General features: G+C 70.6%; 27 protein-coding genes. 12 read left to right on the top strand and 15 right to left on the bottom strand.

The window, feature by feature from the left end; genetic code table 11:
• Positions 1-213 precede the first annotated feature (213 nt).
• Positions 214-1,047 carry a sugar phosphate nucleotidyltransferase gene (locus tag G401_RS0114605; RefSeq protein ID WP_084557195.1) on the bottom strand — a complete coding sequence of 278 codons (834 nt, stop codon included), beginning with the start codon at positions 1,045-1,047 and terminating at the stop codon, positions 214-216.
• A gap of 53 nt (positions 1,048-1,100) precedes the next feature.
• Between G401_RS0114605 and G401_RS0114600 the strand changes: the two genes are divergently transcribed.
• On the top strand, positions 1,101-1,520 hold the full coding sequence (locus G401_RS0114600) for an NUDIX domain-containing protein (RefSeq protein WP_027343079.1): 420 nt from the start codon (positions 1,101-1,103) through the stop codon (positions 1,518-1,520).
• On the opposite strand, the gene G401_RS0114595 is transcribed toward G401_RS0114600, so the two are convergent.
• Positions 1,485-3,227: a hypothetical protein gene (locus tag G401_RS0114595; RefSeq protein WP_051366672.1), complete on the bottom strand. Its 1,743-nt coding sequence runs from the start codon at positions 3,225-3,227 to the stop codon at positions 1,485-1,487. The two genes, G401_RS0114600 and G401_RS0114595, sit on opposite strands and share 36 nt — an antisense overlap.
• A 182-nt stretch (positions 3,228-3,409) precedes the next feature.
• Here G401_RS0114595 and G401_RS54720 point away from each other — a divergent pair, with 182 nt between their 5' ends.
• The 3 genes from G401_RS54720 to G401_RS0114575 are packed head-to-tail and all read left to right on the top strand — an operon-like array spanning position 3,410 to position 5,279.
• Entirely contained in the window at positions 3,410-3,892 is a 483-nt protein-coding gene (locus tag G401_RS54720) for a hypothetical protein (RefSeq protein WP_157545720.1), read from the top strand.
• Positions 3,795-4,784, top strand: coding sequence for a hypothetical protein (locus G401_RS56730; RefSeq protein WP_169734188.1), 990 nt, complete (start codon positions 3,795-3,797; stop codon positions 4,782-4,784). The genes G401_RS54720 and G401_RS56730 overlap by 98 nt, the downstream gene beginning before the upstream one ends.
• A 9-nt stretch (positions 4,785-4,793) precedes the next feature.
• Entirely contained in the window at positions 4,794-5,279 is a 486-nt protein-coding gene (locus G401_RS0114575; RefSeq protein ID WP_027343075.1) for an NUDIX domain-containing protein, read from the top strand.
• Between the two features lie 289 nt (positions 5,280-5,568).
• On the opposite strand, the gene G401_RS0114570 is transcribed toward G401_RS0114575, so the two are convergent.
• From G401_RS0114570 to G401_RS0114555, 4 genes are all read right to left on the bottom strand, one after another.
• The gene (locus G401_RS0114570) at positions 5,569-6,144 is read right to left on the bottom strand and encodes a GNAT family N-acetyltransferase (RefSeq protein WP_051366718.1); all 576 of its coding nucleotides are present in this window, start codon (positions 6,142-6,144) and stop codon (positions 5,569-5,571) included.
• Positions 6,145-6,327: 183 nt separating this feature from the next.
• Complete coding sequence (locus G401_RS0114565; protein WP_027343073.1) at positions 6,328-6,813, bottom strand: carboxymuconolactone decarboxylase family protein; 486 nt, start codon at positions 6,811-6,813, stop codon at positions 6,328-6,330.
• 185 nt (positions 6,814-6,998) lie between these two features.
• On the bottom strand, positions 6,999-7,568 hold the full coding sequence (locus G401_RS0114560) for a dihydrofolate reductase family protein (protein WP_027343072.1): 570 nt from the start codon (positions 7,566-7,568) through the stop codon (positions 6,999-7,001).
• A gap of 24 nt (positions 7,569-7,592) precedes the next feature.
• Complete coding sequence (locus G401_RS0114555; RefSeq protein ID WP_157545714.1) at positions 7,593-8,153, bottom strand: hypothetical protein; 561 nt, start codon at positions 8,151-8,153, stop codon at positions 7,593-7,595.
• Between the two features lie 145 nt (positions 8,154-8,298).
• Between G401_RS0114555 and G401_RS0114550 the strand changes: the two genes are divergently transcribed.
• The 3 genes from G401_RS0114550 to G401_RS45745 all read left to right on the top strand — a co-directional run bounded on the left by G401_RS0114550 (position 8,299) and on the right by G401_RS45745 (position 12,384).
• Positions 8,299-9,810 carry a hypothetical protein gene (locus G401_RS0114550; protein ID WP_027343070.1) on the top strand — a complete coding sequence of 504 codons (1,512 nt, stop codon included), beginning with the start codon at positions 8,299-8,301 and terminating at the stop codon, positions 9,808-9,810.
• 106 nt (positions 9,811-9,916) lie between these two features.
• Positions 9,917-11,143 carry an AAA family ATPase gene (locus tag G401_RS0114545; protein WP_034591702.1) on the top strand — a complete coding sequence of 409 codons (1,227 nt, stop codon included), beginning with the start codon at positions 9,917-9,919 and terminating at the stop codon, positions 11,141-11,143.
• A complete protein-coding gene (locus tag G401_RS45745) occupies positions 11,140-12,384 on the top strand; it encodes a vWA domain-containing protein (protein WP_051366670.1) in 1,245 nt (414 codons plus the stop codon). The genes G401_RS0114545 and G401_RS45745 overlap by 4 nt, the downstream gene beginning before the upstream one ends.
• A 17-nt stretch (positions 12,385-12,401) precedes the next feature.
• Here G401_RS45745 and G401_RS0114535 read toward each other — a convergent pair whose 3' ends face one another.
• Complete coding sequence (locus G401_RS0114535) at positions 12,402-13,529, bottom strand: DUF3103 family protein (protein ID WP_051366669.1); 1,128 nt, start codon at positions 13,527-13,529, stop codon at positions 12,402-12,404.
• Between the two features lie 379 nt (positions 13,530-13,908).
• Positions 13,909-14,619 carry a hypothetical protein gene (locus G401_RS0114530; RefSeq protein WP_027343067.1) on the bottom strand — a complete coding sequence of 237 codons (711 nt, stop codon included), beginning with the start codon at positions 14,617-14,619 and terminating at the stop codon, positions 13,909-13,911.
• Between the two features lie 113 nt (positions 14,620-14,732).
• On the opposite strand from G401_RS0114530, the gene G401_RS0114525 reads away from it, so the two are divergent.
• The gene (locus G401_RS0114525) at positions 14,733-15,200 is read left to right on the top strand and encodes a hypothetical protein (protein WP_027343066.1); all 468 of its coding nucleotides are present in this window, start codon (positions 14,733-14,735) and stop codon (positions 15,198-15,200) included.
• A gap of 45 nt (positions 15,201-15,245) precedes the next feature.
• Here the strand turns inward: G401_RS0114525 and G401_RS0114520 are convergent, their stop codons facing one another.
• From G401_RS0114520 to G401_RS0114505, 4 genes are all read right to left on the bottom strand, one after another.
• Complete coding sequence (locus G401_RS0114520; RefSeq protein WP_027343065.1) at positions 15,246-16,280, bottom strand: NAD(P)-dependent alcohol dehydrogenase; 1,035 nt, start codon at positions 16,278-16,280, stop codon at positions 15,246-15,248.
• Positions 16,281-16,343: 63 nt separating this feature from the next.
• Positions 16,344-17,015, bottom strand: coding sequence for an HAD-IA family hydrolase (locus G401_RS0114515; protein ID WP_051366668.1), 672 nt, complete (start codon positions 17,013-17,015; stop codon positions 16,344-16,346).
• 104 nt (positions 17,016-17,119) lie between these two features.
• Positions 17,120-18,184: a Gfo/Idh/MocA family protein gene (locus tag G401_RS0114510; protein ID WP_027343063.1), complete on the bottom strand. Its 1,065-nt coding sequence runs from the start codon at positions 18,182-18,184 to the stop codon at positions 17,120-17,122.
• Positions 18,181-19,332 (bottom strand): DegT/DnrJ/EryC1/StrS family aminotransferase, encoded by a 1,152-nt coding sequence (locus G401_RS0114505; protein ID WP_027343062.1) that lies wholly within the window; start codon positions 19,330-19,332, stop codon positions 18,181-18,183. The genes G401_RS0114510 and G401_RS0114505 overlap by 4 nt, the downstream gene beginning before the upstream one ends.
• 268 nt (positions 19,333-19,600) lie before the next feature.
• On the opposite strand from G401_RS0114505, the gene G401_RS0114500 reads away from it, so the two are divergent.
• Entirely contained in the window at positions 19,601-20,014 is a 414-nt protein-coding gene (locus G401_RS0114500) for a type II 3-dehydroquinate dehydratase (RefSeq protein WP_407636874.1), read from the top strand.
• 60 nt (positions 20,015-20,074) lie between these two features.
• Here the strand turns inward: G401_RS0114500 and G401_RS0114495 are convergent, their stop codons facing one another.
• On the bottom strand, positions 20,075-21,979 hold the full coding sequence (locus tag G401_RS0114495) for a hypothetical protein (protein ID WP_027343060.1): 1,905 nt from the start codon (positions 21,977-21,979) through the stop codon (positions 20,075-20,077).
• 183 nt (positions 21,980-22,162) lie between these two features.
• On the opposite strand from G401_RS0114495, the gene G401_RS52690 reads away from it, so the two are divergent.
• Both G401_RS52690 and G401_RS52685 read left to right on the top strand, forming a co-directional pair.
• Entirely contained in the window at positions 22,163-22,450 is a 288-nt protein-coding gene (locus G401_RS52690; RefSeq protein ID WP_051366667.1) for a hypothetical protein, read from the top strand.
• 122 nt (positions 22,451-22,572) lie between these two features.
• The gene (locus tag G401_RS52685) at positions 22,573-22,974 is read left to right on the top strand and encodes a Clp protease N-terminal domain-containing protein (protein ID WP_051366666.1); all 402 of its coding nucleotides are present in this window, start codon (positions 22,573-22,575) and stop codon (positions 22,972-22,974) included.
• On the opposite strand, the gene G401_RS45735 is transcribed toward G401_RS52685, so the two are convergent.
• The gene (locus G401_RS45735; protein ID WP_034591700.1) at positions 22,921-23,394 is read right to left on the bottom strand and encodes a hypothetical protein; all 474 of its coding nucleotides are present in this window, start codon (positions 23,392-23,394) and stop codon (positions 22,921-22,923) included. The two genes, G401_RS52685 and G401_RS45735, sit on opposite strands and share 54 nt — an antisense overlap.
• Positions 23,395-23,449: 55 nt before the next feature.
• On the opposite strand from G401_RS45735, the gene G401_RS0114475 reads away from it, so the two are divergent.
• Entirely contained in the window at positions 23,450-23,806 is a 357-nt protein-coding gene (locus tag G401_RS0114475) for a MerR family transcriptional regulator (RefSeq protein ID WP_027343058.1), read from the top strand.
• A gap of 15 nt (positions 23,807-23,821) precedes the next feature.
• Here G401_RS0114475 and G401_RS0114470 read toward each other — a convergent pair whose 3' ends face one another.
• The gene (locus tag G401_RS0114470; protein WP_027343057.1) at positions 23,822-25,291 is read right to left on the bottom strand and encodes a catalase; all 1,470 of its coding nucleotides are present in this window, start codon (positions 25,289-25,291) and stop codon (positions 23,822-23,824) included.
• Positions 25,292-25,349 lie beyond the last annotated feature (58 nt).

The raw sequence follows: 25,349 nt of genomic DNA, 5'->3' as shown, positions 1-25,349 counted from the left end.
CGTGCTCGCCGTCCACGATGAGCACGTGACCGTTGCCCCTGCACCACACCACACCACGTGCGCCGCAGGATCGTGCAATCACCTGCATTATGACGTTCGACAAGGTCGTCGCACTCCGGGCGCCCGCATGAGCACGGATGACCTACGTAGCCTCATGTGAGATGTCGTGGCGGTCACGGTCGTGCGCTACGGGGCGGTGCCACGCCGGGAGGCTCACCTCACCGTCGCAGCGTCTGTCCGATCGAAGGCCGGGTTGCCAATGTCGGTCACTGCGGAACGCGTGACGACAAGGCGTACTGGCTCGCGTTGTGCATGTTGACGTATCGCCAGCGACAGCTTGGGCTCGATGGCTGGATCCATCGGCGTTCGGCGAAGCTGGTCAACGAACGAGCGAGCCAGCCGGGCGCGGCCTTCCAGCAGCCAGAGGGCCGACTGTCCGTGCTCGTCTTGCAGCTCGCGGGCGCGTTCTGGGGGTGGCTTTTCCACCAGGTCGGCCATCGTGAGCACGTCGGCGTCGCGGTGCGCCACGATCACTCCACGGCGGCCGGCTTCGACCGGGTGGTAGGGCCGTACCAGGACTGCCGTCTGGCCAGCGGGTACGGCGGCCAGGGCGAGGCTGGGGTTGTCGTGCGGGTAGAGGTTGTCGGCGAACGCGACGTACACGTCGGTGCTGGTGCGTAGATGGTCGGCGCCGTTGAGGACAGAGGTGACGTCGGCGTACCGGCCCCGCTGCGGGATGAACGTCAGATCGAGCTGCTCGTGCAGCGGCAGATCGGTCCGCGGCAGACCTGCGGCGCGCTGGTAGGCAGCTTGCCCGCCGCGGCCGAGGGTGGTCTTGGCCCAGGCGATGAAGGTCTCGTAGAACGGGTGGTAGACCACGATGACCTGGGCTGGGGCAAGGGCGGTCAGTTCGTCGAGCAGGTGCAGGATGCCCGGTCGCCCGGCCACCGGCGCGAACTCTTTGGGCAGGTGCCGCGCCCAGGGCGACACCCGGGTGCCGAGTCCCCCGGCGCAAATGACGATCTGAGTAGCTGGCTGGCGGTTCATGGCCGCGCCGCCGTGTGGTGATCGTCCGGGATTGTTACGGTCTGCGGGTGCCGATGAATGTACGCGTTACCGCGCTCCTGATCGAAGACGACCAGATCCTGCTGCTGGACCAGGACACCGAGGGCGACCGGTCGTGGTCGTTGCCGGGCGGGAAGGGCGAGACGGTCGAGGAGGCGCTGCGGCGCGAGGTGGCCGAGGAGACCGGTCTGGATATCCAGGTTGGGCGGTTGCTGTACGTGTGTGACGTCGTGCAGGCGCACGTTGTTCACCTCACTTTCGAGTGCCAGCGGACCGGCGGCACGCTGGGGGCGGTCGTGGCCGGGGCGGACACCCGTCCGATCCGGGCGGTGGAGTTCGTGAAGCTGGCGGAGTTGCCGTCGCTGGGGTTCAGCGGACGTTTCCTTGAGCTGGCTCGGGCCAGCTGGCCTGGCGCCGGCTCATACATGGGTCTGAAGGCCAACATCGGCCTGTAGGGCGCGCACGATCGTCATATCAAGGTCGTCGAGGGCGCGGCTGCGGTCGGTGAGGCTGTCGATCCACGTGTTCAGCGCGGTCGACGCTTGGGCGATCGTGGGCCGCGTGAACGGTTGCGGCTGGTCGCGGACGAGCCGCACGCCGACTCCTCGGGACGCACCCAGTAGGTGCCGGGAGCGCAGCCGGTTGACCTCGTCGATGGTGGCCGGGGTGTTCCATGCGGCACCGTGAATCCACCGTTGTACCGGCTGACCATGCGGTGTCGGTGGACCGTCGCCGCACCAGACCTGCACGTTGCCGACTGGGTGATGAATCCCGTACGGGGCCTGCGTTTGGGTGACCTGAGCTGCATCCCCCAGCGCATAGTCGTGATTGGATGAGGTCGTCTCGGCGGCCAGCGCGCATAGCTCGCTGTGGGCTGGCAGGCGCGCGGAGTTTACTGCGGCGAACAGCGCCGCGCCGATCCAGGTGACCCAGTAGGCCGGGTGGTGAGCGAAACCGGGGCTGATAGTCCAGGTCTCGCGTTCGCTTGACCAGTGGATCCGGCCGCCGCGTTCGTGCGGCATCGGAACCAGCAGCAGGTGGGTGTCGCGCTGGGTGTTCGCCACTCCGGCCGCATTTAGCGCGTTGAGCAGTCCGGCGTACTCGGCGTTGCTGACCAGCAGGTTGCGCCACGCCACGCGGTGCAGGTGTCGGTAACTGACCTCGACCGGGGGTGGGCTGGGGACACGGCTGCGACTGCCGGGCGAAGTGGTCGGGCGTCCGGTCACCTCGTAGTGCTCGGCGCCGGTCAGCCACGTCGCGGCACGCTCCAGAACGCTCGGAGCTACCCGGTCGGCGGCGACTGCGAGCGTCTGTGCAGTGCAGGCGATGACCTGGACGGCTTCGGCCGAGGAGAGCTGCGCGGCCAGGCTGGTCTTGTGGTTATTGGTCGCGAATAGGTCATCCCCGCCGGCCGCGGCGGGTCGGGGTGTCATCGGAAAATGTTGGGGCGGTATCAAACTGTCTAGCGCCGCCCAGGCGGCCGGCTGGTCGAGTACGGCGGTCTCGTAGCGAATGTGGGTGTAGCTGCGACCGTCGAGCGCGTCGGCCAGCAGGACCGTGTTGAGCACGATCAGCCGGGTCAGCGCGGTCAGCTCGTCCGGTTTGTCGTCTGGCACCAGCGGAGCGAATCGCTCGTGTGATCCGGCGTCCGTCATGGTGGCCATTTGCCGGTACCGGTCGGCGTACCTCCAGCGGTCGAACAACCTGGAGCGGGCGAAGGAACTGGCCACGCCGAGCGGGCTGCGAGTGAGCACGACCACGGGGGCGTCGGCGAACAACCGCAGCAGCGACCGTGCCGTGAAGAACAGATTGGTCTCCTTGAGCATTTGCCGGACCGGCGAGTATTTGGCCAGTACGAACTCGACCAGGCCGTGCCAGCTCAGCGTGCCGAGCAACGCCTTGGGCATCTGTTCGACCTCAATGCTGTAGGGGTTGACCGGCGAGAGCGGATGCAGACTGCCGAGCTGCTGCCGGAACGGCTCGTTATGCTGCGGCATGATCGGCCGCAATGTGTCCGACAGCCAGTTGGAACCGACTCGCTCGCTCGTGCCCAGCGCGAGCAGCGGCGGTAGCACCGTGACGCCACCGAAGCGAGCCCATGCGCGCAGGTCGGTAACGCGCTGGTCGATCTCGTCCAGGACGTGGTTGAACTCTGTGTCCATACCCGGCTTCACCTCCACGTCCAGGCTGGCTGGCCGCGATCGGCTCGCGGAAGGTGCGACCACCTCTGCGGGGTTGGGCTGGGTTGTGCTGCGTTGCGCGGGGTTGCGCAGCCGTCGACCAGGGTTGATGTCGCTCTATGCTTATGTTGCGTCACCAATGGCCGAGGTTGGGGGAAGCGGCGATGGCGAGGGCGGTCACCAACCACCACCTGCATGCTCTGCTCGCCGAGGCTGGATACGCGCAGGCGCGGTCGGCGTTCGCCCGGCAGGTCAATCTTCGCGGTCAGGCGCGCGGCCTCGCGTTGCGATATGACGCTGCCTCGGTGTACTGGTGGCTGCGTGGTCGTCGCCCCGATGACCCGGTACCGCAGGTCATCGCCGAGGTACTCAGCCGCCGTATCCGGCGTCCGGTAGACGTCGACGAGCTGGGCTTGGCCGCCGGTGGCGCGTCCTCCGAGCTCGGGCTCACTTTCGCGACCGGTCTTGAGCAGACCCGCGACACCGTGGCAAGTCTGTGGCGACAGCAGGTGGCCCGGCAGGACACACTCAGCTCGATGCCCTTCGTCGTTGCAGCGACGACCGACGCCGGCTGGCGCTGGCATTTCGATCCCCGCGACCCGGACGCTTCGCGGCGGCCGCCGCGTCACCCTGTCCGATGTCGATGAGCTACGCGCCTGCCAGCAGCACTTCCTCGATCTCGACCGGCGTCACGGCGGCGGCCGGTACCGCACGGTCCTGGCAGAATGGCTGCACCGCGAGGCGGAGCCGATGCTGCATGGAACCTACACCGACAAGGTCGGCCGGCACCTGTTCGCCGCCGTCGCCGAGCTGACCGGCCAGGTCGCCTTCATGAGCTACGACGTCGGTGATCACGGTTGGGCGCAACGGCATTTCATCCAGTCGTTGCGGCTGGCGAAGGCCGCTGATCACGTCGGCTTCGGCGCGCACATCCTCGCGAATATGTCCACGCAAGCCGTATACCTCCAGCAGCCCGGCGAAGCAGTCAGACTCGCCCGAGCCGCCGTCGACGGCGGACGCGGCCGCGCCCACACCTTCGTCATGGCTCGTCTGTACACGGCGGAGGCATGCGCCCACGCCGTCGCCGGCGACGCCCGCAGCTGCATCACCGCTCTCCGACTGGCCGAAGACGCTACCACCAAGACCAACGGCACCGAGCAGCCGGCGTGGGCCGGCTACTTCACCCCCGCCCACCTTGCGGGCACTGCAATCCGTTGCCTGCGCGACCTCGGCCGCACCACAGAAGCCCTCCGATACACCGCACAGGCCCTCGAGCTCGCCGAAGGCAGCGTACGCACCCGTGCCTTGCACACTGCGCTGATCGCCAGCGTCCACACGACCGGACCGGCCGCCGAGCCCGAACACGCCGGGCAACTCGGCCACGACACTCTCAACCTCGCCGGACGGGTCCGCTCCCGGCGTGTCACCGACCGCATCACCGACCTCGCCCAACGACTGACGCCATACCGGGGCAACCCAACCGTCGACGAGTTCCTGCACCGTGCCCGCGACTATGTTTCACCAGCCCTACGTGGGTAAAGTCACCGAATGACGTGGGTCGAGCCGGAACAGTGGTACGCGCAGCTCGCGGCCTTCCACGCCGCCGCCGCCCTGTTCATCACCGACGAACTCGGCCACGTGCTGCTGGTCAAGCCGAACTATCGCGACCACTGGGCCATCCCCGGCGGCTACATCGACCAGCACGAAACGCCGCACGCCGCCGCCGAACGCGAGCTACGCGAAGAGCTCCACCTCGCCCTGCCCGTCGGCGACCTCCTCGTCGTCGACTGGGCCTCTCCAGCCGCGCCACGGCCCCGGGCCTTGGTCAACTTCATCTTCGACGGCGGCCGAATCACCCGAGAGCACAAGATCGACGTCGATCTCGACGAGCTGGACACCTTCGGATTCCACGACCCCGATCAGTGCCGGACACTGCTGCCGCCGCGCGTCGCACCCCGTATCGAGGCAGCCCTCGCCGCCCGCGCCAAAGGCACCACCATCTACCTCCTCGACGGGCGCACGCCACGCGGCTGATATCGCGAACGACCGGCTGTGACAGGCTCAGGCCGTCACAAATAGAAATCACGCGAGGCCTCAAGCGCTACGTTGTCCGCGAGATCCACTCGACCATGCTCGCCGGCTTCGCAGCATTGACGGCTTGGCAAACATAGGAACATCGCCGAACCCCCGTCGACACCAATCGATGAGCGGGATCATCGGCTGCCGTACTGGTCAGACGTGGCGGCAGCGGTTCTCCGTTGACGTGGGTCATCGCGTACGGGTCGCGTTCCTTGACGGCGTGGAAGAGACCAACCGGCCCGCGTCAGTTCGACGCGATCTGTGCCTCCACCCGCTCCAGCTCGGGGTCACGCAGGCCGACCGTGTCCGTTGTCCAGAAGGCCTCGGGATAGATCAACCGGCCGACCATCCACCGCTGGTACGACGCCAGGAGCGCGACCTGGAACCCCGGGTCCGGGATGCGCGTCGAGGGCCGCTCGAAACCGAGGGCGGAAGCGGAGCTGAACCCGCGGCGCCCGTAGTAGTCCGGGCTGCCCTCAAGGAAGACGGCCGGCGCGCCATGGTCTCCGGCGGTCTCCAGCGCCGCCGCGACCAGCGCGGTGCCGACGCCACGGCCTTGGCGGTCGGGACGCACCGACAGCGGGGAGAGAACCAGCACCTCGACCAGCTCGCGTCGAGCGTCCACCCAGCCGCGCGAGAGTCCCACATGCCCGACGATCTGCTCGTCGATGACAGCGACCAAACTCGCCCGAGCCGCCCCGCCGGCCTCCAGCGCTCGCATCATCTGCACCACGCGCCCGTCGGGCGCCTCACCGAACGCCGCCGAGACGACCTGCTCGACAGCGGGCTGGACGGCCGGTGCCACAGTACGGATCTCCATGGGCGCGACCATAGGCATCAAGCGCCCACGGCGCACCGCAGTTTTCGGGCGCTTCGCCAGCCGGACACGCCTCCCCGATCGCCGGAATCCACCGGCGATGCACATCACCTGCTGCATGGCCTCCCCGCGGGCCCGGCCTGCGATGGCCGGGCGCGTGAGGAGGCGTACGCGTCGGGCGGCGGATCAGTGAGCCATGTCGGCGAATTTGCCGGCCTGGTAGGAGCCGCCCTTCTGGTGCACGATCACGGCCATGCGGTTGGCGGCGTTGATGAGAGCCACCAGGCAGACCAGCGCGGCGACCTGATCGTCGTCATAGTGCTTGCGCACCAGCTCCCACGTCTCGTCCGAGACGCCCTGCCCGGCGTCGGCCAGCCGGGTGCCCTCCTCGGCGAAGGCGAGCGCGGCCTGCTCGGCCTCGGTGAAGACGGTGGACTCGCGCCACGCGGCGACCAGGTGCAGGCGGATCGGGTCCTCGCCCGCGGCGACCGCCTCCTTGACGTGGAAGTCGATGCACCAGCCGCAGCCGTTGATCTGGCTGGCCCGCAGGGAGACCAGCTCCTGGGTGGAAGCCGGCAACGGCGACTGCTGGATCACCAGCGCCGCGTTGGCGAACCGCTTGTTGAACTTCAGGCTGAGCTCGTTGCTGAACAAGTCGAACCGGGTGTCCATGATGACCTCGTCTCGTGTCGTTGCGGTACGAACACGAGACGCCGGCCAGTCCGGCGCTGTGACAGTGACGTGGATCATGGCCGCGTCGCGAGGGCGAACCCCGCACTCTGGTCACGCTGCACTCCTCGGGCTTGCGGTACCGCGTTCACCGCCGGGCCGCGGCCAACGCACCAGGACGAATCACGTCAAGCCGTCACTCGCGTGGGCCGGTATCGCATGGCGACCGCCCCTGACCGGAACTCACGGCGATCCACCAGCTCGAGCTGAATACGCTCGCGCAGACCGGAGAGCAACGTCGGCCCGTGCCCGGCGAGGACCGGCTGCACAACGAACACGTACTCGTCGATCAGCCCCAGATCCGCCAAGGCCAGCGGAAGCGTCACGCCTCCCACGAACAGGCCCTCGCCCGGTTCCTGCTTGAGCTGCCGCAGCGTGTGGCCCAAGTCGCCTTGCACCAGCTCGGCGTTCCAATCGACCCCGCTCAGCGTGCTCGACACGACGTACTTCTTCGCTCGATCGATGGCTTCGGCGAACGGGATCTCCGACTCACCCATCCAGTCGGGCCATATGCCCGTGGCCGGCCGCCGCCACGCCGACTCCATCATCCCGTAGGTCACCCGCCCGAACAGCAGAGCATCGGCCCGTTCCATCTCAGCGGTCCAGTAGCGCATCGACTCCTCGTCCGGCGGGAGCCCTGCCTCGTGATGGCAGCAGCCGTCGAGCGTCACGTTGATCGCGTATCGAAGCGGTCTCATCTCATTACTCTCCCTTACGGACCATCAATGGGCCACGACCGCCTTCAGCACGGCGATCCCGGCCGCGATCGCCGCCGCTGCCAGACCGGCGAGGAGCGTACGCGCGGTGCTGCGTTCGGTGTGCAGCCGCTCTACGACCAGGCCGACGAGCGCGATGCGGACCAGAAGGTAGATCTCGGACGCCACGACCGTGGCGGTCGCCGGGAGCCAGCCCGCCCAGCCGGCCACGAGAAGCAGGCAGGGTACGGTCGCGGACGTCACGATGGGCGTCGAGTTGCGCAGTTCCTGGGTCCACGCCACCCGCTCGCCGGTTCCGTCTCCTTCGCCGGGTGTACTCAGGACGCCGGCGCCGAGCAGCTCCGCGAAGACGTGGGCGAGCAGAGTCGAGACCGAGACACCCAGTACCGCCCAGACCGCCTTCCCCGAGGCGACCGTGTGCTCGGTGAGCGGGACGACCGCGGCGAACGCGAGGATGTTGCCGTATACGTAGGCGCTGATCCGGTCGGCGGCCTGCTCCCGGCTCAGGTGCGGGTCGGCACGGTAGCGTACGACGCGTTCACGCAGGCCGGGACGATCCTCAGTCACCCACACACGGTAAAGGACGTCGCCGGTCAAGCCTTTCGAGACACGGGTACGCGCTTCCGCGTACCCGAGTTGATGTTGTACAGTCGGTGGCGATGATTATCTCCGAGTACGGAACGGGGGTCACGTTCGCCAAGGGTGACTGCTGATGCGGTCTGTGGTGAACGGGGACGAGTCCCGACTTTCCTTCTGGCGGAGCGTGCGCGAGTTCGCCGTGCCGCCGTCGATGATCCGAACCGCGACCGCCCGCCGCAGCGCGGGCGACTGGGCCGGCGCGTGCGCGGCGGCGCGGGTGGACGTCGATCTCCCACTGCGGGCGGTGGCCCGGTCCCACGGCCGCGCGCTCGCCGGCGCGGTACGCGCCGATCTGGTCCATCTCGCTCCTGACCTGTTGCGCTGGCACATGCCACGGATCGCGCCGGACGGTGTCCTGCGACCGGGACTGACCGTGGCGCTCGCGCGGCATGGGCCGTTGTGGCTGGTGGTACGCACACCGCCGCACTGGGCGAGCGCGGGCCAGCGGATGAGCCTGGCGTTGTGGGACCCGGCGCGGCCGGCCGAGGGGGCCGGCGGGCATCCGCATCCGCATCCCGACCGGCGGTTCCGGCTGGATCTGCACCGGCACCTCTGGGATGTACGCCGGGCCGACGACCTCCTGTTCCGCTCCGGTGGCCTGGACTCGTCGGCGGACAACGGTTTCACCGATCTCGACGGCGTCGTCCCGGCCGATGCGGGGTACGCGACGAACCGCTGGGTCGCCGAAGCGCAACGCGTCACGGCGGCGGGGTCGGAGGCGGCTGGATCAGATGCGACCGGGGCAGCTGCGGCCGGGCGGACGGGTTCGGCGGTGACCATCCGGCGGGGATCCCGCGGGCGGCTCCTGCTGGACCTCGACGCCGATCCGCCGAGGGTCACGGCGCTTCCCCGCCGGAGCGCGGCCTGCCAGTACGCCGTGGAACTGCCGGACGCCGCGGTCTGGACCCCGCCCGATGTCGACCTCCTGCGGCACGGCTTGATCGCCCCCGACCGGTTGCATCCACTCGTGGCGGCGGCCCTGTGCCCCGGCGACGACCGCGCCGACGGCACGCGACCCGGCCTCGACCCGAGCGCCCACCGGTCCACCGGCTCCCGTGTCGGAGACCAGGATCCGGAAGCGCCCGGCGACCGGCTGGTCGAGTGCCGCGGCGAGACACATCGGATCGGTGTCGTCGATGGCGTACTCGTTCCGCTGGACCACGATCCCGTGCTGTTGCGGCGTGAGGAGCTGTTGGCCACGCTGGGCGGCCCGCCGGTCCCGTGCCTGCGCGAGATCGATCGGTTGCACCGGGCGCCCGAGGATCTCGACGACATCCGGGCCCGCCTGACGCACGGCGACGCGCCGGGGGCGCTGGCCGTCATCGAGCACCTGCTCGGGCCCCAGGCCGCGCTGCGACCGGGTGGTCTGCGCGACGCGCTCGACGAGGCGACCGCGGGCCGGATCGCGTACGGGATCTACCGTGCGGGGCTCCACGGTGCCGGGCTTCACCGCGCCGGGCGCCACAGCGCGGGGCTGCAAAGCGCGGAGCTCAACGCAGCCAGGCTCGGCTGGTTCCCTCCGGAGCGAACCGGACGCCGGCGGCCCGAACTGCGCGCGCATCCCCGCCACGCGACGGCCCGCTGACCCTCTTCCCGGCACAGCACCCACCGCTACCGCTCCCACCGGCCGCTGAGGCCGGGTGGTACAGCGCCCCTTTTCCCGACACTCACGAATGTCACGGTGATGAATGATGACTTCCTTCCCTCCGGCCGCCCAGCTCGACATCGCGGCCGATCTGCTGAACCTGTTGCGCCAGACCGATTCCGAGCCGCGTACCGATGTGCGGCTGGAGGCCTTGACGCTGGCCGTCAGCGCCGATCTGCCGGTGCTGCTGTGGGGCGAGCCGGGGATCGGCAAGACCGCCGCGCTCACCCACCTGGCCGAAACGCTGGATCTGCCGCTCACCACGGTCATCGCGAGCGTGCACGAGCCCTCCGACTTCTCCGGTCTGCCGGTGGTCGGCGACGATCCGGCCGTGCAGGGCGTCCCGATGGCGCCGCCGGACTGGGCCGTACGCCTGGTCCGGGCCGGGCGCGGCCTGCTGTTCCTCGACGAGCTGTCCACGGCTCCGCCCGCCGTCCAGGCCGCGTTGCTGCGGCTGGTGCTGGAGCGGCGGGTCGGGGCGCTGCGGTTGCCGGACGGCGTACGCATCGTGGCGGCGGCCAACCCCCGCAGCTCGGCGGCGGACGGCTGGGAGCTCAGCCCGCCCCTCGCCAACCGGTTCGTTCATCTGCAGTGGACACACGATCACGAGGTGGTGGTACGCGGTCTCGGCGGAATCTGGCCGAAGCCGGCCTTGCCGGAACTGGACGCGGCCCGGCTGCCGGAGGCCGTCGCGTACGCGCGAAGGGCCGTCTGCGGGCTGCTCACCACGCGGCCGGCGCTGGTGCACAAGCTGCCGGCGAGCGAGGCGCGGCGGGGTACCGCGTGGCCGTCGCCGCGCAGCTGGGAGATGACGCTGCGGCTGATCGCGTTCGCGACGGCCGCCGGGACCTCGCGCGAGGTGCTGTCGCTGCTCGTGCGCGGCACCGTCGGCGACGGCCCCGGCCTGGAGCTGCTGGCGAGCCTCGATCAGCTCGACCTGCCGGATCCCGAGGCGGTCCTCGCCGGCGCCGAACTCCCGCAGCGGGGTGATCTCCGCCAGGTGGTGCTGGACGGCGTGGTGGCGGCCGTGCGCAACCGGCCCGACCGGTCGCGGTGGGACGCGGCCTGGAGCGTGCTGGCGCGGGCGCTCGACAGCGGCGCGCCCGACGTCGTCGTGGTCCCCGCGAGCAGTCTCGCGGCCCTGCGCCGCGACGACTGGGAGGTCCCGGACGTCATCGACCGGCTCGCCGGCGCGATCGCCCTGTCCCAGCGCGCCGACGCCGTCGCCCTCGCCGACGCCCAGCGCACCCTCACGGAGGCACAGCGCCCATGAACACGGCACCCGTCGACAACGCAGCGCCCACGCGCACCCTCACCCTCGATTGGGACAAGCTCTACACCGCCCGCCTGTACGCCGCCCGCGTCCGGCCGTATCTCGCCACGGCACTGTTCGCGCTGCATGTCGTCGAGGCGCCGGACGTGCCGACGATGGGCGTCGACCGGTACTGGCGCTGCTACGTCTCGCCCGCTTTCGTCGCGCGTACGCCGGTGGACGAGTTGGCCGGTGTCTGGGTGCACGAGGTGTCGCATCTGCTCCGCGACCATCACACCCGCAGCGACCGGTACGCGGCCGCGCACGATCAGCATTCGCCGGCCGACCGGTTGCGGATGAACATCGCCGCGGACTGCGAGATCAACGACGACGTCTACGGCGAAGGGCTGACCCGGCCGGCCGGCGCCGTGCTGCCGTCGAGGCTGATGTTGCGCGACGACGAGCTGATGGAGGACTACCTGCGGCAGTTCCGGCTGGGCCGGCTGACGGCCGACTGGGCCTGGCTGGACTGCGGCAGCGGGGCCGACGGCGTGGACCGGCCCTGGGACCTCGGCCCGGACGGCGCGAACGGACTGTCCGAACAGGAGCGTGACGCCGTCCGGTTCCGGGTCGCGCAGGGCATCAACGCCGCGCCGGGCAGCGCGCCGGAGTCGTGGAAGCGCTGGGCGGAGCAGGCGTTCCACGCCCCGCAACCGTGGCGCGACCTACTCGGGGCGGCCGTACGCGCCGCCTCCTGCGCCGGGTCCGCGGACGACTACAGCTACGGCCGGCCGTCCCGGCGCTCGGCGGGCCTGCCCAAGGTGGTGCTGCCCAGCCTGCGCAGGAAGCCGCCGCAGGTGTGCGTCATCATCGACACGTCCGGCTCGGTCAGCGACGCCGAACTCGGTAGCGCCCTGCTCGAAGTGGCCGCGATCGGGCGGGCCGTCGGCGGCCGCCGGGACTGCGTACGCGTGATGTCGTGCGACGCGGCGGCCGGCCTCGCGTACACGCTGTGCCGGGCGGAGGACATCGAACTCGTCGGCGGCGGCGGCACCGACCTGCGAGAAGGGATGGACCGGGCGCGGCGGATGTCACCGCGCCCGGACGTCGTCGTGGTGCTCACCGACGGCTACACGCCGTGGCCGCCGGCATCACCGCCGTTCCGGACGGTGATCGGACTGTTCCCCCGGCCGGTCAAGACGCAGGAGGAGGAGCAGCGGCCGCGGCCGCCGGCCTGGGCCCGCGTGGTGTCCATCGGGTGAGGTTCATCGCGGAAGGCTCAGAGCGGCGCCACCCAGTACGGGCTGACCTCCATCCAGCCGTTGGCCGCCGCGCCGTTGAGGTGGCCGCTGCTGCTCGTGGACAGCGTGTACCAGGAGTCCACGTAGTCCGGGTCGTCGGTCCACCACGAGGTCGGGATCGCCGAGAGGATCGCGTTCACCAGCGGGATGTACGCGCCCTGGTCGGTGATGGTCAGCAGGATCGCCGCGATCGACTGCGCGAGCGCCTGGTAGTTGGTGTCGCCGTCGTCCTCCATCATCACGACGTCGGCGAGGTTGTACTTGTACGCAGAGAAGTGCACCAGCAGCTGGTTCGGGTAGTACGTCGTCCCGTCGTAGTCGAGGTACGGCATCTGCACGATGTCGATCTTCGGGTGGCCGTCCAGCCCGAAGCCGCCGACGATGCTGTAGATCTCGGCGGCACCCTTGATCCACGGCTCCTCGTCGTCGGAGAGGCGGACGGCGTTGACCTTGGTGGCCCAGTAACCGCCGTCGGCGAGCGACGCGACCGCCTGCCGCGCGGCGGACTCGTGGGCGGCGACCGCCTGGCGGACGATGTCGAGGCCGGCCGGCACGGTCTTCGCGGTGTCCACCTCGACGACCAGCACGGGCCGCGCCGGGGCCTGCTTCGCGTCCAGCCACACGACCTGCCCGCCGGGCGCGTACGCGAGGATGGTGGTGATCTTGTCGTCGTTCGGCGCGGCGGCGACGAGCGGCGCCTGACCTGCCGACAGCGCGGCCCGCATCTGCGGGAGGGCGAGCCGGACCTGGACGACGGCGCCGAGCGAGGCGGGCAGGCCCTTCGCGGCGAGCACGGCCTGGTCGGCGCCCGCGGCCGCCTGCCGCAGGCCCGGATCGCCCAGGCTCGCCAGCGGAGCGGGACCGGTGGCGACGGCGCGCCCGATCTCCGCCCGGGTACGCGGATCGGCCAGGCCGTCCGCGAGCCGCCGCGCGAGGGTGTCGAGAGTGGAGGCGACGGTCGCCCGGGGTGCGGCGGCCTGATCGCGGACCACGGGGGCGGCACCGGCAGGCGGTGCCGACAGACCGACGGCGAGCAGTGCCGAGGCAGCAGCGGCCGCGGTGACGGTGGCCGCACGTGCGAGGAAGGGGCTCCGGATGGGTGGCATGGCGGACTCCTCAGGGGTGTAGCGCCGCACGGTGGTACGGCGGTGACACAACGCCATATATAAATTGGCATGCATCACTGGAATCCACAACCATTCCGGCGACCCCGAGGCGTGAGCCCGCCGCCCGGGCCACGGCCCCGGCGAGCGGTGATCTTGCGCGAAGGTTCGGACCTCGATCCAGTGCCCGGATTCTGTAGTAGCGGATCTCCAGGGCATGATCAAGTTCCCTGGAGCTGCAGAATCGGCCCGTTTTCTGCAGGATCCGGGAGCTTGATCATGCTTTTCCCGTCGTGATCGAGCTACCCCGTCGAGCGAGCCACCCCGGGTGATCGTTTACAGCTATTACGGCAGTCCACGGCGGGGCCAGAGCGGGAAGCCCTCAGGCGTGGCAGCGCACCCGGGCGATCAGCGCGTCCGGCGGCGCCGCGTCGAGGTACGCGGCCAGCGCCCGGGCGTGGGCGGCCCAGCCGCGCTCGGCGGTGTACTCGGTGCACCAGTCCCCTTCGAGCGTCACGTACGCGTACGTCGCGAGCGCCTGGTCGCCGGCCTGGTCGACGTACGCCTCGCGGTCCCCGCCCAGCAGGGTCACGGGATCGGCCAGCAGGAGGTTGAAGGAGAAGTAGGGATGCCGCTGGGTGGCGGCGGCCTGGGCGACGGTCTGGACCGCGGGCTGGAGCAGGTACGCCCCCTGAGCCGCACCGGAATCGGCGTGCAGCCGGTCGAAATGTGCCCGGGGCAGCGCGCCGGGATGGGCCCGGGACACCTCCGCCCAGGCGTCCCAGGTGCCCGCCGCGTACTGCCTCGCCTCCGCGCGCATGGCGTCGAAGTCGACCGCGGCCAGCGGGGCGATGACCGGGACCGGGTCGCCGTCCTCCGGCTGCAGGAAGACCGCACCGGCACCCTCGGCGTGCGCCGGCCTCAGGGGCAGGGCGCCGGCCGGGACCAGGTTCCAGCGGTCCCAGGTCGCCCGCGGATCGTACGGCTCACGCTGGTAGTCGTTCGCGTCGAACGGGGCGAGGGCCGCGGTGAGGGCGGCCGGCGCCTGCTCCGGCGGCGAGGCGGGCAGGAAGACGGTCGTCACGAACTGCACGATCGCGGATCTTAAGCCCTCACCCGCTCCCGCGCTGACCCCCAGTCTCACGCCCGTCTCAATCCGCGCGGGCGGACTGTCCCGGAAGCCATCCATTGCTGACGATGGAGAGCATGACCCGACTCCTCACCGCACTCCTTCTCGCCGCCGCGGTCGCCATCGCGCCGGCGGCCCCCGCCCTCGCCGACGCGCCCGGCGACAGTCCGAACCCCTGCAACGCCCGCGCCGCTCTGGTCGTCATCAGCGACATCGGCTTCTTCCCGGCCGACGTCTCCGCCGGCAAGCCCTCCACCGTCGTGATGCGCGCCTGGAACTGCGCCGCGCCGCCGCTGCACGCCTTCGCGACGTGGACGGCGAAGTTCGTCAGCGACCCGTCCAGCTCCACCGTGCCCACCGGCTGCGCGACGATCGACCCCTTCGTGGACCCGCTGAGCTTCGGCAGCTTCGGCAGCGCGATCAGCGCGGAAACCTTCACCACGTCGGCCACCTGCACCGCGAATCAGCTGCGGGCCACCGTCACCATCACCAACGGCCTCGGCACGCTCGCGGTCCGCTCCACAGATCTGATCATCCACCACTGAGGAGTACGCCCCGCGGAGCATCGTGCCGCCGCGGGGCGTACCGGTTCAGGGGACGACGACGGCTCGGCCGCGTACCTGACCGTCGTGCAGGCGCGCGTACGCGGTCGGGGCGTCGTCGATGCCGTAGCGCTCGACCTCCACCGACACCGTGCCGAGCTTGGCCATCTCGACGAGATCGAGCAGTTCGCCGCGCGTACCCCAGTAGGGGGAGGCGACCCGGCACTCGAACGGCAGCGAGCCGAAGCCCACGGGCAGGGCGCCGCCGGCGATGCCGACGATGGTGATGTCGCTGTTGACGGCGGCGGCCGCGCCGGCGAGGGTCACGGTGGCCTGGGCGCCGACGAAGTCAAGCACCACGTCTGCGCCGACGCCGTTCGTGAGGTCGCGGATCTTCGCCGCCGCCTGGTCGTCGGAGACCATGGTGTCGTGCGCGCCGACCTCCTCGGCGAGCTTGAGCTTGTCGTCGTTGAGGTCGAGGGCGATGATGCGGGTCGCGGTCAGGGCCCGCAGCAGCTGGATGCCGACGTGGCCGAGGCCGCCGGCGCCGATGACCACGGTCGTGCTGCCGGGGCGCAGCTTGGGCAGCGACATGCCGATCGCGTGGTAGGGCGTCAGGCCCGCGTCGGTGAGCGGGACCGTCGCGACCGGATCGAGGTCGCCGATCGGGACGAGGTGCCGCACGTCGTCGACGATCATGTACTCGGCCAGCGCGCCGGGCGCGCCGAGGCCGGGCGGCCGGATTCCGCGGGCGGCCGCGTTGAGGCAGTAGTTCTCGCGGCCCTCGGCGCACTGGCGGCACAGGCCGCAGCCCCACGGGCCGTAGACGATGACGGAGTCGCCCTCGGCGACGTCGGTGACGCCCGCGCCGAGCTTGTGCACGACGCCCGCCCCCTCGTGGCCGAGGGTCAGCGGCAGGTCGAAGCCGCGCTGCTCGTCGGTCATGGCCATGACCGCGATGTCGGAGTGGCACAGTCCGGCGGCGGTCACCTTCAGCAGGACCTGGCCCGGACCGGGCTCCGGCGTCGGCACCTCCCGGACCTCGACGGGCTGACCGGTACGCAGATATTGGACGGCCTTCATCGGATATGCCCCCTTCCCCCGCCCAGCTTAGGCAGCCCGGGCCGGGGAAGGGGCAGGTTCGCGTCAGGCCGCCGGTACGCCCACCGGCGGGCACAGCTCCAGCAGATCGAGCGGCTTGCCCAGAACATGGTCGGGGCGGGCCGCGCGCAGTTCCTCCTCGGTCGTCGAGCCCCACACGGCCGCGATCGCCGTGACCGAGGCCGCCCGGGCGCTCGCGAGGTCGGTGACCGCGTCGCCGACCATGACGGCGTTGCGCGGGGCGATGTCCAGCCGGCGCAGCGCCTCGACGACGATGTCCGGCGCCGGCTTGGCCCGGGCCACCTCGTCGGAGCCGATCACGTGTTCGAACTGGTCGATCACGCCGAGCTGGGTCAGCAGCGCCCGGGCCCGCGCCCCGCTCTTGCCGGTGGCGACGGCCAGCTTGAGGCCGCGTGCGCGCAGCTCGTCGAGGAGTTCACGGACACCGTCGTAGAGCGGGACCTGGTGGGCGAGCCGGTAGCTCTCCCGGACGAACGGGGACTGCATGGCCTGCGGGAGACCCATGATCTTCATGATGTCCGGGAAGTACCGGCCGAGGTGACGGCAGTACTCCTCGAACGGGATCGGGCCGTCGCCGACGACCTCGCGGTACGCGATGCCGAAAGCCTCACGCATGACCTCGAGGCTGTCGACGAGCACGCCGTCGAGGTCGAACACGACCGCGCGGGGGTGTACGCGCAGAACGCTGGTGTACATGCTGACGCCTTTCCTTCGGTGGGGCGCGTTCAGACGGGTCCTACAGATGAGCCCTGGAGAAGAGTCCTGGAGAAGAGTCCTGGCGAAGAGTCCTGTTCGGACGGTCAAGCCGGCTGGGGCGTACGCGCCGACGCGTACAGCCGCTCGATGAGCGCGATCGTGGCGGCCGCCTGCTCGACGGCCCGGCCCCGGATCGCCGGGTCGGCCAGCAGGACGGGGATGTCGTCGAGCTGGCGGTCGTACTCGGCGCCGACCGCGTCGGCCGGCAGCTCGACGGGTTCGGTCCGGCCGTGCCGGGTGACGGTCAGGGCAGAGCCGCCGGCCCGGTTCGGACTGAAACCGAACGTGCAGGTCAGGAGGGCTTCCCCGGCGCCGCCGCTGACCCTGATCCGGGTCGAGTCGTAGGTCTCGTGCGACGCCCAACTGGCCCGCAGCGCGACCGAGACGCCGGTGTCGGTGACGAGGAACCCGCGGGCCGTGTCCTCCACGTCGATCGTCCCGTTCGCGGCCGCGTCACCGCGCCAGCCCGCCTCGGCCGACTTGGCGGCGATGAAGTCACCGGAGAACGACGCGGCGGCCTGCTCGATGACGGCCGGGCCGAGCAGCGGCCCGACCGTGTCCAGCAGGTGCCAGCCGAGATCGACCAGCGCGCCCCCGCCGGACCGGCTGCGATCGGTGAACCACCCGCCCGCCCCCGGTACGCCCTGCGCGCGTACCCATTCGGCTTCGAGGTGGCGCAGCGGGCCGAGGGTGGCGGCGAGGGCGTACAGGGCGCCGACGTCGCCGCGGTACCGGGCCGCGCTGCCCGCGAGCAGCACTCCCCCGCCCCGCTCGGCCGCCGCCAGCCGGTCCGCCTCGGCGGAGGTGAGGCAGACCGGCTTCTCGACGAACACCGCCAGGCCCCGGGCCAGCAGTCCACACGCTACGGTCGCGTGGAGGTGGTTGGGCACGGCGACGATCGCCAGGTCGACCGGCGGCAACTCGTCCACCGACGACACCACCGGTACGCCGGGGAACTCGGCCGCGGCGGCTTCGCGTACACCGGAATGGGGTTCGACCGCCGCGACGACCTGGTAGCGCGGGTGCCCCAGCAGGCGGGGCAGCCAGATGGCGCGCCCCGCCCAGCCGAGGCCGACGACGGCGGTCCGGATCGTGGCCACGGTCGTCATTCGCCCAGCGTCTCGGCGACGACCTCGGCGATCGCGTGCATCTGCGCCTCGGTGCCCAGCAGCGTGCGGTGGTGCAGCCAGATCGCGTCGCGGTAGACCTCCTCCGTCGCGGGGCAGGCCTTGGCCAGCGCCTCGACGGTCGTGTCGGGCGCGTTGTACTCCCAGAAGCCGTCGGTGCGGTAGATCGCCCGGAAGGCGATGAAGGCCGGCAGGCCGGCCGCCTTCAGCTCGTCGACGAGCTGGTTGCGGCGCTCCTCGCTGATGCCGGGGACGCGGAACATCGCCATGTAGTGCGGGTTGCGGTCGGCGCGGTCGTCGCCGGCCTGCGGCACGACGCCGGGGATGGCGGCGAGCAGGTCGCGCAGCAGCGGCCAGCGCTGCTCGCGGACGTCGATCTGGCCGTCGAGCCGGGCCAGCTGCGCCCGCAGGACGCTCGCGGAGAACTCGTTGAGCCGGAAGTTCGAACCGGAGGTCTTGTGCTTGTACTGCGTGTCGGTCGGCGGCCGGCCGCAGCTGTGCTTGAGGAAGCCCAGCTCCGCGAGCTCGGCGTCGGGGAACAGCACCGCGCCGCCCTCGCCCGCCGTCATCAGCTTGCCGTTCTGGAAACTGAGCGCCGCGACCGAACCCAGCTCGCCGACGCGCTTGCCCTGCCAGCGCGCGCCGTGCGCGTGCGCCGCGTCCTGCACCAGCGGTACGCCGGCGTCGGCGGACAGCTTCGCCAGCGCGTCCATGTCGGCGAAGAGCCCCGCCAGGTGCACCGGCATGATCGCCCTGGTCCGGTCGGTGACCGCCTTCTCGGCGGCCTCGACGCTGATGTTGTAGGTGTACGGGTCCACGTCGACCGGCACGGCCGTCGCCCCCAGCCGCTGGGCGGCCTGCGACGAGGAGATGAAGGTGAAGGCCGGCACGATGACCTCGTCGCCGGGGCCGACGCCGACCACTTCCAGGGCCAGCTCCAGGGCGTGCGTACCGTTGGTGACGGCGAGCGCGTGCGGAGCGCCGTGGTACGCCCCGAACTCCTCCTCGAACCGGTCGACCTCGCTGCCGCCGATCCGCCACCACTGGCCCTGCTCCAGAGCTCGAATGAGCCCCTCCCGCTCGGTCTCGTCGTACTGCGGCCAGACCGGGAAATTGAGATCTCGGGACATTTTCCGTCGCCTTTCACATAGCATTCTAGGCAATGCGTACACGGCGGTTCATCGTGGCGCACTAATGGTGCCGTCAGCGAAGTTACCGCAGGCAGAACGGCCCGTCATTCCCCTATCGAACCCCCTAGAACCCCCTATGTCGTACGCCTCACGAGCATTTCTCTTGACAGTGGACAGGTTCGGTTAGGCAAGCTGTTACGGCGTGTTGTGAAACACGTCTTTGCCGAAACTTTGCCGAAAGGACAACACCGTGCCGGACCTGTTGCTGATGAACGGTCCCAACCTGGGCATGCTCGGCCGCCGGGAGCCGGAGATCTACGGCACGGACACCCTCGCCGACATCGAGGACGCCGTACGCGACGAGGTCGCCGGACGCGGCTGGAAGGTGGTCGGCGTCCAGCACGAGTCCGAGGGCGAGCTGATCCACGCGCTGCAGGACAACTACGACACGATCGGTGCCATCGTGAATCCGGGCGCGCTGATGATCGCCGGCTGGAGCCTGCGGGACGCGTTCGCGAGCTACCCGCGCCCGTTCGTCGAGGTGCACATCTCGAACGTGTGGAAGCGGGAGTCGTTCCGGCACGACTCGGTGCTGGCGCCGCTCGCGTCCGGCATCATCGTCGGCCTCGGGACGCTCGGCTACCGGCTCGCCGCCCGAGCCCTGCTGACCCTCATCCCGTAACCCACATCCCCCGCCCGCTCCTTGATCCGGTGGGGATCAGGGAAATCACCCGCACCGGGGCTACTGCTGACGAGCTGACCGTTCGAGGGCGACTATCTCGTCGATCGCCGCCGCCTCGGCCGGGTGCTCCGATCGCAGCGCGTCGGCCAGCGGGCCGAGGCGCTCCAGGTTCGCCTGGATCACCCGGTCCCGCCGGGGCGGATCGATCCGGTCGAGCGGGATCAGGTGATCGTGGGCGCGTACGCCGGCCCGACCGAAGATCTTGTGCAGGCACTGGTCCAGCTTCGCCCGGTCGCCGGGGTGGACGCCGTTCTCCCAGCCCAGCGGGTTGAAGGTAGCCGTCGCGAAATGCTCGTAGGCGCCGTCGGCCTCGCTGACGGCCACCTTGACCTCGGCGGTGTAGCGCTCGCCGCCCCGGCCGGTGACCTGCAGTTCCCATGAGACCGGGTCGAGTATGAAGTCCACATTGAACTCGCCATCGGATGTGCCGATCGCGATGTTGCCCGACCAGGTACCGGCGGGAATCGTCGTGCCGCCGACGGTCCACGTCACCTTCGGCGCCTTCACCTCCGGAATGCCGGACCCGCCGTACCCGACGGCGGTCGGCGTGAAAGTCATGCGGGTGGCGATCGTGGAGAAGCCGGTGCGGATGAGGTCGCCACAGGGCGTGACGCCCAGCCCGTTCCACGTCTCGGCGAGGACCACGTCTTCGCGATGAATGTCGACATGCACCGTCCGGTCGAACGCGCTGTCGATCTCCAGGTCCACCCACCGCTGCTGCGGGTCGGCGGCGACGACGCGTACGACCACCGTGGACGCGGCTACCGCCAGGTCGCTGTCCAGCTCCACGGGGACGTTGATGTGGCCGCGGTACCAGGGGCGTACGCCCGCGTTGGCCGCCGAGGTGAGCGTGTGCGCGACGACACCCACCCGGGCGAGGTCGGTGCCGCCCTCGTCGAGGCCCGCGTCCCAGCCGGACCGGTCGCGGTACTCCAGGTAGACGCGACCCTCACCGCTCGCGGGCTCGCCGGCCGGATGGATCGCGATCAGTCGCGTCCCGTGCTCGCGGGCATTCGCGGCCTGGAGGCGTACGCGCACCGGCGCCGCGTTCAGCGTCGGCATCGGCAGGTGGCGGACGTCGGCCTCGGGGATGGCCTTCGGCTCCCAGAGGTGGATGTGCGCCCGAGCCGGGGCCGGACCCATTCCGATGACCGAGTCGGTCGGCGCGTAGTGCGGCCCCCGCCCCAGGTACGCCGAGTCCGGCAGCCGCGACGGCCGACCCGGTGTCCACCAGCCCGCCGGCGGGGCGGTGAAGAAGACCGGACTGCCCCAGTAGGTCGAGACGGTCGGGTCGGAGCGCGTCCCGAACGAGGCCGAGCTCATGACATCGTAAGGATCGCCATAGACGAAGTCGGCCTCGTGCGGCGCCTTGCCGTCCCAGTCGACGCCGTTGTTGAGCAGCCCATAGCTGTGCTCGAAACCGAGGCCGTGGCCCGACTCGTGAAACATGAAGGTCAGGTCGGACGACTCGTAGTTGACCGCGCAGGCCGGCTTGCCGTTCGGCGCGGCCGTGGCCCCGCCGTCGGTGAAGTCGGTCCAGATCCGGTCCGGCTGCTTGAACTGCCCGGCCATCGGGTTGGGGACCCACATCGCCCCCGGATAGATCAGCACCACATAAGAGTCGTACGCCGAGAGATCGTCGCCGAGCTGCGCGCGTACGGCCGCGACGGCATCGGCCACCAGTTGAGCGCGCGCGTTCTTCGGCGTCGCGTACGCCGGGATGTCGACCCAGGGGAACACCGCGCTGCCGAGGAAGTCGAGCCAGCCCTCGGTGACCGTTTGCCAGTAGTGCAGGACCGAGCGGGGCCCGGTCATGAACAGCTGGTTGCAGGCGGCGTCGGGGATCTTCGCCAGTGACGGGTCGTGCCGCGCCCGCACGAACGCGATCTTCCAGCTCCTGCCCATGGCCGCCCTCCGAGTCTGAGAGTCTCCTCAGCGTAAGGTGAACGCGCCAGGGCGCGGGAGAAAACCCCCGAGCGGTGGACGGGTCGTCCCCGCCCATCGCTACAGCCTGCGGCGGCGGTCTTGCGATCGCGGGCGGCCCGGGTTCACACTGCGTACATCGATCGGTGCGCGCGGGGAGGCCACATGGGACAGGCGATCATCCACCGGCCGCGGCTGGCCTGGGACGCCGCCCAGGCGTTCGTCACGTCCGTCGAGCACGGCCGGTACCGGTGGCTGCGCGACCGGGTAGCCCTCTATCTCGGCGACGAGTACGCCGACCGGGTCACCGACACCGAGGTCCGGCTGCGGATGAACCCCGAGGCCGCCAACGCCGAGATGGGACTGTGGCGGGTGGTGCTCGACGAGCTGATCTTCACCGACCCGCGGGTGGTCCCGGTGCTCACCGAGATCGTCCAGGCCGCCCGGACCTGAGGACCCCGGAACATGCTCCGGCGACCGAGCCCGGCGTTCGAGGCCATCCTTGAGCGCGCGTACCGGCGGGCGGTCCGGATCGGGGCGGCGGAGGTCGGCACGGATCTCGTCCTCCACTACGCGTGACACTGACGGAACCGGCGCGCCGCTGGAACCAGGCGGACGTCGTCCTGTCCCGGTACGCGCTGCGGTGGCCGGACGCCTTCCGCGCGGCCGCCCCGCAGCAGGACGGGCCGGCCGAGGACGATCTCGCCGGCCTGCCGCAGCGCGGCTGGCCGGCGCTCCACGAACGCCCAGGCCGACCACGGATGGGACGGTCCGCGCTGACGGCGTTGCGGACGGCCAGCCACACCGCCCGCGATCTCGGCCATCCGTACGCCGGGACGACGCACCTCCTGGTGACGTTGCTGGACGATCCCGCGGGACCGGTCGGGCGGCTGCTCGCCGTGCTCGACGTGGACTTCGACGCGCTACGCGCGGACGCCGTGCGGGTCCTGGGCGCCTTCCCCGAGGCCGCCGACTGATCTTCCATCCGGGCCCGGGGCGCCCGTGCGTCGGCGGAGCCACGGGAGGAACTGGGCGAGGCCGAACACCACCTCGCCCGCGAAGAACACCCAGATCAGCCGGGAGACTCCGTGCGCGAGCGCGTACGCCTGCCAGGACGCGAAGAGCACCCGGGCCGCGCCGTCGAACAGGCCGTGCACGGGATCCGGGCGCAGCAGCCGCAGCAGCGCCCAGACGACGACGACCGAGCCCAGGAGGTCGGCGTACAGCGTCTGCATGGGATCGAGGTCGGGCAGGCGGCCGAGGCCCAGCGTGTCGCCGAGCGCGGACAGTCCGTCGTGGAGGATCGCGTAGGTCCACGGTGTCGCGAAGCCCGCGGTGACGACGAGGTCGTACCAGGCGCTCGCCCGGACGATGCGAAGGTAGCCAGAGGTGTTCACGGGGCGACGCTAAACCCCGGAGTACGCTCCAAGGTCAAGTCTGCGGGAGGGTGTCATGCGCATCGGGGAACTGGCCGCCCAGGCGGGCATCAGCACGGACACGGTCCGGTTCTACGAGCGGATCGGCCTGGTCGAGGGGCGGCGCAAGGCCAACGGCTACCGCGACTTCGGGCCGGAGATGCTGCCGTGGCTGCGGTATGTGCGTACGGCGCAGGGGCTCGGGTTCAGCCTCGCGGAGATCGCCCGCACCGGCGAGGAACTGCGCGGCGCGCCGGACTCCGCGGCCGCGCTGTCGGCGCTGTTCGCCGCGAAGATCGAGGTCGTCGACGCGCGGATCGCCGAGCTGGCGGCGCTGCGGGCCGACCTGGTGGAGCGGGCCGGCACGGACTGTCCCCTCCAGCCCGCCGGCTGAAGGGGACGGGTGCGGCTACTGCTTCGCGCGTACGCCTGCCTCGATCCGGTCGCCGAGCCCCTTGTCGACGTTGTGCCAGTACTCGAACGCGCGCACGAGGACGGGCTCGCTGACGCCGTCGAGCAGGTGGCCGACGATGTTGTCCACCAGGCGCGTACGCGCGTCGTCGTCGAGGACCTCGCGGACGAGCGTGCCGGCCTGCCCCCAGTCGTCGTCCTCGGGATGCAGCGTGTACGCCGAGCGCACCATCTCGCCGTCGGCGTACCAGAGCCCGCCGTCGTCGGTCTGGTCCGGCCGGGCCTGCGGGCCGCCTTTGGAGTTCGGCGCGTACACCGGGTCGGTGGCGTTGCGTACGCGCATCGCCCCGTCCTTGCTGTAGCTGTGCACGTCGACGTGCGGCGCGTTGACCGGGATCTGCCGGTAGTTGACGCCGAGCCGGGCGCGGTGGGCGTCGGCGTAGCTGAAGCCGCGGGCGAGCAGCATCTTGTCGGGTGACAGCCCGGTGCCCGGTACGAGGTTGTTGGGCTCGAACGCGGCCTGCTCGATCTCGGTGTGGTAGTCGGTGACGTTGCGGTCCAGCGTCATCCGGCCGACCTCGTGCAGCGGGTAGTCGGCGTGCGGCCACACCTTGGTCAGGTCGAACGGGTTGAAGCGGTAGGTCCGGGCGTCCTCGAACGGCATGATCTGCACGTGCAGCGTCCAGCTGGGATGCTGCCCGGCCGCGATGTGCTCGTACAGGTCGCGCTGGTGGTAGTCGCCGTCGGCGGACGCCATCTGGTCGCCCTCGGCCTGGGTGAGGAACTCGACGCCCTGGTCGGTCTTGAAGTGGTACTTGACCCAGAACCGCTCGCCGGCGGCGTTGATCCACATGTAGGTGTGGCTGCCGTAGCCGTTCATGTGCCGCCAGCTGCGCGGGATCCCCCGGTCCCCCATCAGCCAGGTGACCTGGTGGGCCGACTCCGGTGACAGCGTCCAGAAGTCCCACTGCATGTCGTGGTCGCGCAGGTTGTTGTCGGCGCGCCGCTTCTGCGAGCGGATGAAGTGCTGGAACTTCAGCGGGTCGCGGATGAAGAACACGGGCGTGTTGTTGCCGACGAGGTCGAAGTTGCCCTCCGTGGTGTAGAACTTCACCGCGAACCCCCGCGGATCCCGCCACGTGTCGGGGCTGCCCCGCTCGCCCGCGACCGTCGAGAACCGCACGAGGGTGTCCGTACGCGTACCGGGCTGGAAAACGGCCGCCCGCGTGTACGCGCTCACGTCCTGGGTGACCTCGAAGAAGCCGAACGCTCCGCCGCCCTTCGCGTGCGGCTGGCGCTCGGGGATGCGTTCGCGGTTGAAGTTGGCCATCTGCTCCAGCAGGTAGTGGTCCTGCAGCAGCAGCGGGCCGTCCGGGCCGACCGTCAGCGAATGCTCATCGCTGGCGACCGGGATCCCGGCGTCGGTCGTCGTCGGCGGGCGGTCGTTGTGCGGGCGATCCGATGGCATGGCGGCGGTACCTCCTCGGGCACGATGAACGGGCAGCTCAGCTCCGCTTACCCCAGTC

Source organism: Hamadaea tsunoensis DSM 44101, assembly GCF_000428945.1.
In the GTDB taxonomy this organism is placed as follows: domain Bacteria; phylum Actinomycetota; class Actinomycetes; order Mycobacteriales; family Micromonosporaceae; genus Hamadaea; species Hamadaea tsunoensis.
The sequence above is the reverse complement of the archived record's forward strand: the minus strand, read 5'-3'. Positions and strand labels throughout refer to the sequence as shown.